This is a genomic window from Sutterella sp., from assembly GCF_052272535.1.
Classification (GTDB): Bacteria; Pseudomonadota; Gammaproteobacteria; order Burkholderiales; family Burkholderiaceae_F; genus Sutterella.
Genome location: NZ_DAVZJY010000075.1, coordinates 1 through 9,839, shown reverse-complemented (window position 1 = coordinate 9,839; position 9,839 = coordinate 1). Strand labels below are relative to the sequence as shown.

Below are 9,839 nucleotides of genomic sequence, written 5' to 3'. Positions count from 1 at the left end.
ATCGCCGCGCGCGAGGAGCCTGAAGCGTCCGGACGGACGAAAGAGACCGGAAAGACGGAGGGGGCCGCGTGATTCCCCGCGACGACGACTGGGCGGGGGGCGGCTCCGCCGCGCCCGGGCTCGACACGGAAACCCTCATCTGCGTGGGGGCGCTCCTCGCCTTCGGCACCGTGATGGTCTTCTCGGCCACCTCGTCGATCGGCGCGGGCGCCGCCTTCGCGTTCGCGGACACGGGGGAGCTGAAGCGCCACCTCGCGAGCATCGTGCTCGCCCTCGCTGCGGGCGCGGTGGTCTACCGCGTGCCGATGAGCTTCTGGTTCCGGTGGTCCAACGTGATCGGCGTCCTCGGGATCCTTGCGCTCATGTGCGTGCTCCTGCCCTACGTGGGCAAGAGCGTCAACGGTGCGCGCCGCTGGATCCAACTCGGGGGCTTCTCCATCCAGGCCTCGGAGCTCGTGAAGGTGGGCGCGCTCATCTTCGCCGCCGCCTTCACCGTCAAGCGCCAGGAGTACATGCACTCCTTCCTTTCGGGCTTTACGCCGATCGCGCTGCCGATGGTGCTGATTGCCTTCCTCCTGATGCAGCAGCCCGACCTCGGCGCGACGGCCGTGATCGTCGTGGAGATCATGGGGGTGCTCTTCCTCGGCGGGCTTTCGCTCACGATCTTCCTCTCGGTGACGGCGATCGTGGTGGCCTTCGTCGGCCTGATGATCTACATGACGCCCTGGCGCCTCTCGCGCGTCTTCGCCTATCTCGACCCCTGGTCGGAGGAGTACGTGCTCGGGCAGTCCTACCAGCTCTCGCACTCGCTCATCGCCTTCGGCCGCGGGGAGATCTTCGGCGTGGGACTGGGCGGCTCCGTCGAGAAGCTCAACTATCTCCCGGAAGCCCACACGGACTTCATCATGGCCGTGATCGCCGAGGAGACCGGCTTCGTCGGTGTTATCCTCGTACTCTTTCTTTTCTACTGGCTCATCCGCCGCGCGTTTGAAATCGGACGCCAGGCGATCAAGCTCGAGCGCTACTTCGCGGGGCTTCTCGCGCAGGGCGTGGGTCTGTGGTACGGCGCGCAGGTGGTGGTCAACGTCGGCGTCGCCTCCGGGGCGCTGCCGACCAAAGGCCTCACGCTCCCCTTCGTGAGCTTCGGCGGCTCGGCGCTCCTCTCTTCAATGATCGCGATCGGACTCCTTCTGCGGGTGGACCGGGAAAACAAAATTCTGATGCGTGGAGGTCAGGTGTGACTGAGAATCTCAAAACCCAAGCGTCCGGCGGGCGCACGCTCGTCATCGTTGCGGCCGGCACCGGCGGACACGTCATGCCCGGCCTCGCCGTGGCGCGCGTGATGAAGCGTCGCGGCTGGCGCATCGTCTGGATCGGCACCACTACCGGCATGGAGGGCGCTCTGGTCGCCCGCGAGGGGATCGAGTTCCACGCGCTCAACTTCCAGGGCGTGCGCGGCAAGGGCCTGATGGGCGCCGTCAAGGGCGGCCTCAAGATGCTCAAGGCGATCTGGGAGAGCCGCGCGCTCCTGAAGAAAATCAAGCCCGACCTCGTCTTCTCGACGGGCGGGTACGTCGCCGTGCCCGTGGGCTTCGCCGCGCAGAACCTCAAGCGCCCGATCGTGCTCATGAACTGCGACGCGGACCTCCTGATGTCCACCAACACGCTCATGCCCTTCACGAGCGCGCTCGCCTGCGGCTTCGCCGGGGGCGCGCGCACCTTCGCGGGGGCCAAGGGCCATACGACGGGCAACCCCGTGCGCGCTGAAATCGCCGCGATTGCGGCGCCGGCGGAGCGCTTCGCCGGCCGCTTCGGACCGCTGCGCCTCTTCGTCTTCGGGGGCTCCCTGGGCGCCCAGGTGCTCAACGACGTCGTCCCCGAGGCGCTCGCCCGCATCCCGGCCGAGCGCCGTCCCGTGGTGCTCCACCAGACGGGCCGCGGGCGCGACGCCGAAGTGCGTGCGCACTACGAGAAGCTGGGCGTCGCCGCCGAGGTCGTGCCCTTCATCGACGACATGGCCGCGCGCTACCGCGAGAGCGACCTCGTGATCTGCCGCTCCGGGGCGACGAGCTGCTCGGAGCTCTGCGCCGCGGGCGCCGCGGCCGTCCTCGTCCCCTTCATCGCGAAGACGACGAAGCACCAGCTTGGCAACGCCCGCTACCTTGCCGAACGCAAGGCCGCGTGGGTCGTTGAGCAGCCTGAATTCACCCCCGAGAAGGCCGCGGCCCTCATCGAGGGCATGGACCGCGAGAAGCTCCTCGCCGTCGCCGAAGCCGCCCGCGCGATCGCGGTGCCCGACGCCGCGGTGAAGGTCGCCGACCTGATCGAGGAGACCCTCGTCGAGCATGAAAAGAAGCGCGCCGCGAAGTAGCGCGCCGCGGAAAAGAACACAGCAAAGACTGAGAGAGAAGAAGACGTGAAGTTTCTGGTCAACCATCTGCATTTCGTCGGCATCGGCGGCGCGGGCATGAGCGGCATCGCCGAAGTGCTCCTCAACCTCGGCTACGTCGTGAGCGGTTCGGACATCGCGCACACGGCCGTCACCGAGCGTCTGCAGGAGCTCGGCGCGCGCATCGCCTACGGGCACGACAAGAAGAACATCCGCGGGGCGGACGCCGTGATCGTCTCCTCGGCCGTGAAGGCCGACAACCCCGAGGTTGTCGCCGCCCGCGAACTCGGCATCCCGGTGGTGCCGCGCGCGGTGATGCTCGCCGAACTGATGCGCCTGCGCCGCGGCATCGCGATCGCGGGCGCCCACGGCAAGACCACGACCACGTCGCTCACGGCGTCGCTGCTCGCCGCGGGCGGCCTCGACCCGACCTTCGTGATCGGCGGGAAGCTCAACAGTGCGGGCGCGAACGCCCGCCTCGGCACGGGCGAATTCCTGGTCGCCGAAGCCGATGAGTCGGACGCGTCGTTCCTCAACCTCACGCCCGTCATCTCCGCGGTCACCAACATCGACGAAGACCACATGGACACCTACGGGCACGACTTCGAGCGCCTGAAGTCCGCCTTCGTGGACTTCCTCGAGCGGCTGCCCTTCTACGGCGTCGCCGTCCTCTGCGTGGACGACGAGAACGTGCGCGCGATCCGTCCGCGCGTGACGAAGCCCGTGATCGGCTACGGGCTCTCGCCCGACGCCGACGTGCGTGCGATCGACGTGGCGGCCGAAGGCACCCGCATGCGCTTCACGGCGCTGCGCCCCGACCATTCGCCGCTGCCCGTCGTGCTCAATCTGCCCGGCGTGCACAACGTGCGCAACGCCCTCGCCGCGATCGCGATCGCGACGATCGCGGGCGTGAAGGACGCCGACATCACGCGCGGGCTTGCTGAATTCCGCGGCGTCGGGCGGCGCTTCGCGCAGTGGGGCGAAGTGCCCCTGCGCGACGCCTCCGGACGCATCACCGGGAGCTTCACGCTGATCGACGACTACGGCCACCATCCGCACGAGATGGCCGCGACGCTTGCGGCCGTGCGCGGGGCCTTCCCCGGGCGGCGCATCGTGGTCGCCTTCCAGCCGCACCGCTACACGCGCACCCGCGACTGCTTCGACGCCTTCGTGAAGGTGCTCGAGGACGTGGACGGACTTGTGCTCGCTGAGGTCTACCCGGCGGGCGAGGCGCCCATCGAGGGCGCCGACAGCGCGCACCTCGCCCGCGCGATCGCCGCGCAGGGCTTCCACGGCCCCGTGGTCGCGAAGATCGAGGACGTGCCGCAGGCCGTGCACGCCATCGCGCGCGACGGCGACGTGGTGATCACGATGGGCGCGGGCTCGATCGGGCGCGTCGCGCCCCTGCTTGCCGGCCGCGTCTGAGAAGTGCGCGGCCTCCCATGATGGATGTAGGAAGAGAAGAGAAATGACCAGAGCAGCCAATGAATTGAAGCGCGTGGTGGTCCTCCAGGGCGGCATCTCCGCCGAGCGCGAGGTGTCCTTTCTTTCGGGCCGCGGCGTCGTCGAGGCGCTCCGCTCCAAGGGCCTTGAAGTCGAGACCTGGGACCCGGCCTGCGACGCCGTGGGGTTCCTCGAGGAAGGGCGCTTCGACGCGGCCTTCATCGCGCTTCACGGGAAGCTGGGTGAAGACGGCTCCGTCCAGGGGCTCCTCAACTGCCTCGGGATCCCCTACACGGGCCCGGGCGTCACCGCCTCGGCGGTCGCCATGGACAAGGAGCTCACGAAGACCCTCTGGCGCGCCGCGGGGCTGCCCGTTCCCGAGGGCGAGCGCGTCGTCGCCGGCGCCTCCGACGAGGAGCTCGCGCGCCTGATCGCGCGGTACGGCGCTTCGGGCCTCGTCGTGAAGCCCGACCACGACGGCTCGTCGATCGGCGTGACGAAGCTTCAGAAGGACGACGTGACGGTCGAGAGCCTGCGCGCGGCGCTCGATGCCGCACAGCGCGGCGGCGCCGACACGGCGCTCGTCGAGGAGTACGTCCACGGACGCGAATTCACGATCGCGCTTATTGGCGGGAAGGCGCTCCCGGTGATCGAGATCATCGCTCCCGAGGGCAGCTACGACTTCCAGAACAAGTACTACACCGACGTGGTGCGCTACGAATGCCCGGCGGCGCTCGACGAGGCGCCCGCGAAGCACCTCGCCGCGATCTGCGAAAAGGCCTTCGCCGTTCTCGGCTGCCGCGGCTGGTCGCGCGTGGACGCACTCCAGCGCCCCGACGGGAGCTTCGTGCTTCTCGAGATCAACACCGCGCCCGGCATGACGCCGCATTCGCTCGTGCCGATGGCCGCCCGTGCGGTGGACCTCGACTACGCCTCGCTCTGCATGAAGCTGCTCGGCCTCGCCGAGACCGACTGACGCGAAGGAAGGCGACGTTGTCCGACCGGCATCCGGAATCGGTCGCGCCCGGCGAGGCGCTCCGGCAGATTCCCCTTGACGAATCCCGACGGGAGGGGGCGGGCGCCGCCCGCCCCCGGCGCCTGCGCACGGGCCTTCTGCTGCGCCTCGGGTGCGCCGCAGTCCTCATAGGGACCGCGGCCCTTCTGTGGACGCAGGTTCCGGCCGCGGGCAAGGACTACCTCACTCTGAAGCGCCTCGAGATGAAGGGCGACACGGAGAAGGTGCCTCTTGCGCGCCTGCGCGAGGCGGTCGAGCCGCTTCTCGAAGGGACGACCTACTTCTCCGCCGACCTCGACGCGGTGCGCGCAGCCGCCGAAACCGTGCCCTGGGTGAAGTACGCGGTCGTGCGCCGCGTCTGGCCCGACCGGCTTGTGATTGAGGTGACCGTCTACGAGGCGGTCGCGCAGTTCGAGGACGGGCGGCTCGTGAGCGTCGAGGGGCGGCTCTTCGCGGCCAATCCCGACGAGGGCGTGGAGGCCTCGCATCTGCCGAGCCTCTCGGGCACGGCCGACGAGGTGCCCGAGCTCCTGCGTCGCTACCGGCGCTTTTCGAGCATGATGCGCGACCTCGGCGTCTTCGTCTCCGACGTGACGCTCTCGGACCGCGGCAGCTGGTCGCTCACCTTCCAGAGCCCGACGATTCCGCCGACGAAGGTCGAGCTCGGGCGCGAAAGTTCGGGCGCACCCGTCGAGGAGCGCCTGCGGCAGGTGGTTGCGGCCTATCCGAAGATGGCCGAACTCCTGGGCGGCCCCCCGTCGTCGATCGACGCGCGCTACCGGCGCGCGATCGCCGCGGGCAAGGTTGACCGGACGGCCCTCGCCGCCTATCTTGCCGAAGTCGCCCGTGCGGCCGAGACCGAACGGGCGGAGGACGCGGCGGGCGGGGCCGAGGGCGCGGAAACCGTCGACGACGCCGAAGACGCCGCGGCCGATGCGGCCGAGACGACCGCGGCGGAGCCCCTTCCGGCCTCCCCCGTCGTCCCCGCAGCCGGGGCGGCGCCTCAAGCAGACACACCCGACACCCCTCAGACACCCCTCTCACCACTATGAAGCCGCAGAAGCAGACCAAGGAGAACGAAGTCTTCGCCGCACTCGACGCCGGTTCGAGCAAGGTGCTCTGTCTTGTCGCGCGTCCCGGGAACGAGCCCGGGTCGCTGCGCATCCTCGGCATCGGACAGGCGGAGTCGGTGGGTCTCGAAAAGGGGTGCGTCACGAACGTGCAGGAGGCGGTCGCCTCGATTCAGAGGGCCGTGCGCGACGCGCAGTACACGGCCGACCTGCAGATCAGCGGCGTCTGGGCCTCGATCGGCGGCGGGTCGCTCGTGAGCGCGAACTGCACCGGTCAGACGGTGCTGCGCGGCAGCGAGGTGCGCACCGTCGACGTCGATCAGGTCGCGGAGAACGCGCGCCAGTCGGCACTGCGCGCCGCTCCTCCGGGGCGCGACCTCATCAAGCTCATCGAGCAGGGCTACAAGTGCGGCGACGTCGTCACCGACGATCCGAAGAGCCTCATGGGCCCGAAGCTCGAGTGCCACGTGCACGCGCTCTACGGGTCCGCGCTCGCTGCGAAGAACCTCAAGCGCTGCATCCAGCGCGTGGGGCTTGAGCTTCTCAACTACGAGCCGCACCCCTGGGCGGCTGCGATGGCGGCGCTCTCGGAGACGGAGCGCATCTGCGGCTCGGTGCTGATCGACATCGGCGCCGAAACCACCTCACTCATCGTCTTTTCGGAAAACCGCGTGCAGTTCACCGACGTGCGTCCCTGGGGGGCGGAGCTCCTCACGCGCGACCTCGCGATGGTGCTCGGCATCGGGCTCGACGACGCCGAGCGGCTCAAGTGCGCCGTGGGCGAATGCCGCCCCTCGGAGGTCCTGCCGCACGAGGTCGTGCAGGTCGAGCAGAAGGGCGGCGTTTCGCGTCCCTACTTGCGCGAGCTCGTCGTGAAGACGCTCTCGGCGCGCGTACGGCAGTTCTTCGGCATCTACAGAAAGCTCCTCGCCGACGCGGGCGCGCTCGAGCACGTCGAGCTCGTGGTGCTCACGGGCGGCGGCGCAATGCTCCCCGGCATCGCCGACGAGGCGGCCGAGGTGCTTGGGCGCCGCGTGCGCATCGGCATCCCGCGCGAAGTCGAGGGCGAGACGCACGTCACTGGCCGCCCCGACGCGGTGGTGGCCGCCGGGCTCATCAAATGCGCCTTGACCGAGAGCGCCAAGGGCGACGAGCGCGCGTACGGCGTGCGCCGCGGTGCGGGTTTCTTCGGACGCGTGAAGACCTTCTTCATCGGGGACTACTGACGCGCGCCGCCCCCACGGGCCCCCGACATATTGGATAATTTCGAGACTTTTCCTCCTGAGGTTAGAGATGCCTTTTGAAGTCCTTCCTGATTTTGATCCCCTCAAGACCGTGATCAAGGTGATCGGCGTGGGCGGCGGCGGCGGCAACGCCGTCGAGCACATGATCACGCACGGCGCCAAGGGCATTGAGTTCATCGCTGCCAATACGGATCATCAGGCGCTGCAGCGCTCGAAGGCGCACGTCAACATCCAGCTCGGCAGCACCGGGCTCGGCGCGGGCGCGCGTCCGGAGATCGGCGCGGCGGCGGCCCAGGAGAAGCGCGAGCAGGTCGCCGAGGCGATCCGCGGCGCCAATCTGCTCTTCATCACCGCCGGCATGGGCGGCGGCACGGGCACGGGCGCCGCGCCCGTGATCGCCGAGATCGCCAAGGAGATGGGGATCCTCACGGTGGCGGTCGTCACCAAGCCCTTCAGCTTCGAGGGCGCGCGCCGCATGCGCACGGCCGAGCTCGGCATCGAGAACCTCAAGAGCAAGGTGGACTCGATGATCGTCATCCTCAACGAGAAGCTCGAAGAGGAGTGCCCGCCCAACGCGACGATGAAGGAGTGCTTCGAGACCTCCAACGAGGTGCTCTACAAGGCCTGCGTCGGCATCGCCGAGATCATCCACACGCCGGGCACGATCAACGTGGACTTCGAGGACCTCAAGACCGTCATGAGCGAGCGCGGCAGCGCCATCATCGGTCTCGCGACCGCCGCGGGTCCAGACCGCGCGCGCGTGGCGGCCGAAAAGGCGATCGCCTGCCCGCTCCTCGAGGGCGCGAACCTGCAGGGCGCCCGCGGCATGCTCGTCTACTTCACGGGCGACGAAAGCCTCACCCTCGCGGAGATCCGCGAGGCGATGGGCGTGCTCAACACCTTCGTCGCCAAGCAGGCGAACGTGATCTTCGGCTCGGCCATCTCCGAGGAGATGGGCGACGAGGTGCGCGTCACCGTCGTGGCGACGGGCCTCGACAACCCGTTCGACCCGGCTTCCCCCGACGATGGCTCGGGCCAGCCCGGCATGCCCAACATGGGCGCGGGCTTCACGAATCCGGCGGCCGCTCCCGACATTCCGACCTATTCCGCGCCGACCCTGAACGACATCGGCCGCGGCGCGCAGCAGCAGCCTGCGGGCGACGCCGCGCAGCAGCCGCCCGCGCAGAATCCGGGCGAACCCGCCGCGATTCCTTCGGCCGGCGGCTACGCGATTCCGACCTATCTGCGCACGAGCGGCAGCTAAGAAGATGTTCCGTCAGCGCACTCTCGGCGAATCGGTCGCCGCGGTGGGGATCGGGCTTCACAGCGGCCGCAAGATCCGGCTCGTGATGCATCCCGCCCCCGCCGACACCGGCATCGTCTTCCGCCGCGTGGACCTCGAGCCCGCGGTGGACATTCCGGCAAAGCCCACCAACGTGAACGACACCCGCATGGCGACCACGGTGAACGTGGGCCGGGCGGCGGTCGCGACCATCGAACACCTGATGAGCGCCTTCAGCGGCCTCGGCGTGGACAACTGCCTCGTCGAGGTGAACGCTCCCGAAATTCCGGTGATGGACGGCTCGGGCGCGGCCTTCGTCTACCTCATCCACAGCGCGGGTTTGGTCGAGCAGGATGCACCGCGGCGCTTCGTGCGGATTCTCAAGCCCGTCGAAGTGCGCGAGGGCGACAAGCTCGCGCGCCTCGAGCCCCATGAAGGGTTCCGGCTCTCCTTCAAAATCGCCTTCGGGCACCCCGCGATCGACGCGACTGACCAGTACGCCGACGTGGACTTCGCGAAGGTGAACTACGAACAGGCCGTCTCCCACTGCCGTACCTTTGGCTTCGTGCAGGACGTCGAGATGCTCCGCCGCATCGGGCTCGCTCAGGGCGGCTCGCTCGACAACGCGATCGTGATGGACGAGTTCCGCGTGCTCAACCCCGGGGGGCTGCGCGAGCAGGGCGAGTTCGTGAAGCACAAGATCCTCGACGCCATGGGCGACCTCTACGTCCTCGGCGCTCCGCTTCTCGCGCACTACGTCGCCGAGAAGTCCGGCCACGGCCTCAACAACCAGCTCCTGCGAAAGCTCCTCTCCGAGCCCGACGCCTGGGAGGAGGTGACCTTCGAGCACGCGAAGGACTGCCCCGTGGACTTCTGGCCGCAGCCCGCTGCGGCCCGGCCCGAAGACGACGACCGGGGGCTGCCGCTCTGAGGCTCCGCCCCCGCATCCTCCGAAGCGCCCCGGCGCTTCCCTGAAACGCCCGACGACTTCATGCCCGCCGGGCGTTTGCGTTCCTGAGGGCGGCGAGCTCCTTGGAGAAGCCCTCCGCGTCGGCGAGGAGCGCATCGACGAAGGACTGCGTCTCGGCCGCGTCGGAGAGCGGATTCCCGAGCCGCGCCTTCGCTTCGGCGAGCCGCGATTCGATCGCGTCGATGCGCGCCGAGAAGCTGCGCCGGCGCTCGGCGCGCTCGAGGAGCCGCGCGCGCAGCTCCGCGAGGTCGTGGCGGGCGGCCGCATCCTCCTCCGAGGGAACGAGGTCCGCGAGCACGGGTTTCGGGAGGTCGGAGCGCCAGACGGGAAGAATGTCCCGCAGCGCCTCGAGGTCCTCCCGGCGGTCGCCGGAGGCGGCCGCGCGGGGCGTCTCCCGGGGCGCGGGCGGCGCCTCCCGGACGGTCG

General features: G+C 69.3%; 8 protein-coding genes and 1 pseudogene. 8 read left to right on the top strand and 1 reads right to left on the bottom strand.

Annotated elements, in window-relative coordinates; translation table 11 throughout:
* Positions 1 to 68: 68 nt before the first annotated feature.
* From ftsW to lpxC, 8 genes are all read left to right on the top strand, one after another.
* A complete protein-coding gene (ftsW, locus tag ACT6Y9_RS05400) occupies positions 69 to 1,241 on the top strand; it encodes a putative lipid II flippase FtsW (protein ID WP_443743775.1) in 1,173 nt (390 codons plus the stop codon).
* Positions 1,238 to 2,371, top strand: a complete 1,134-nt coding sequence (gene murG, locus ACT6Y9_RS05395; RefSeq protein ID WP_443743774.1) for an undecaprenyldiphospho-muramoylpentapeptide beta-N-acetylglucosaminyltransferase — start codon at positions 1,238 to 1,240, stop codon at positions 2,369 to 2,371. Before ftsW ends, murG begins: the two co-directional genes overlap by 4 nt.
* Positions 2,372 to 2,416: 45 nt before the next feature.
* Positions 2,417 to 3,814: a UDP-N-acetylmuramate--L-alanine ligase gene (gene murC / locus ACT6Y9_RS05390; RefSeq protein WP_443743773.1), complete on the top strand. Its 1,398-nt coding sequence runs from the start codon at positions 2,417 to 2,419 to the stop codon at positions 3,812 to 3,814.
* Between the two features lie 43 nt (positions 3,815 to 3,857).
* Positions 3,858 to 4,808: a D-alanine--D-alanine ligase gene (locus ACT6Y9_RS05385; RefSeq protein ID WP_443743772.1), complete on the top strand. Its 951-nt coding sequence runs from the start codon at positions 3,858 to 3,860 to the stop codon at positions 4,806 to 4,808.
* A gap of 17 nt (positions 4,809 to 4,825) precedes the next feature.
* On the top strand, positions 4,826 to 5,899 hold the full coding sequence (locus ACT6Y9_RS05380; protein WP_443743771.1) for a cell division protein FtsQ/DivIB: 1,074 nt from the start codon (positions 4,826 to 4,828) through the stop codon (positions 5,897 to 5,899).
* Positions 5,896 to 7,143, top strand: a complete 1,248-nt coding sequence (ftsA, locus tag ACT6Y9_RS05375) for a cell division protein FtsA (protein ID WP_443743770.1) — start codon at positions 5,896 to 5,898, stop codon at positions 7,141 to 7,143. The genes ACT6Y9_RS05380 and ftsA overlap by 4 nt, the downstream gene beginning before the upstream one ends.
* 67 nt (positions 7,144 to 7,210) lie before the next feature.
* Positions 7,211 to 8,425, top strand: a complete 1,215-nt coding sequence (gene ftsZ / locus ACT6Y9_RS05370) for a cell division protein FtsZ (RefSeq protein WP_295477645.1) — start codon at positions 7,211 to 7,213, stop codon at positions 8,423 to 8,425.
* A gap of 4 nt (positions 8,426 to 8,429) precedes the next feature.
* Positions 8,430 to 9,374: a UDP-3-O-acyl-N-acetylglucosamine deacetylase gene (lpxC, locus tag ACT6Y9_RS05365; RefSeq protein ID WP_295477642.1), complete on the top strand. Its 945-nt coding sequence runs from the start codon at positions 8,430 to 8,432 to the stop codon at positions 9,372 to 9,374.
* A 58-nt stretch (positions 9,375 to 9,432) separates the two neighbouring features.
* Here the strand turns inward: lpxC and ACT6Y9_RS05360 are convergent.
* Positions 9,433 to 9,839, bottom strand: a pseudogene (locus ACT6Y9_RS05360) (hypothetical protein); the annotation flags it as partial.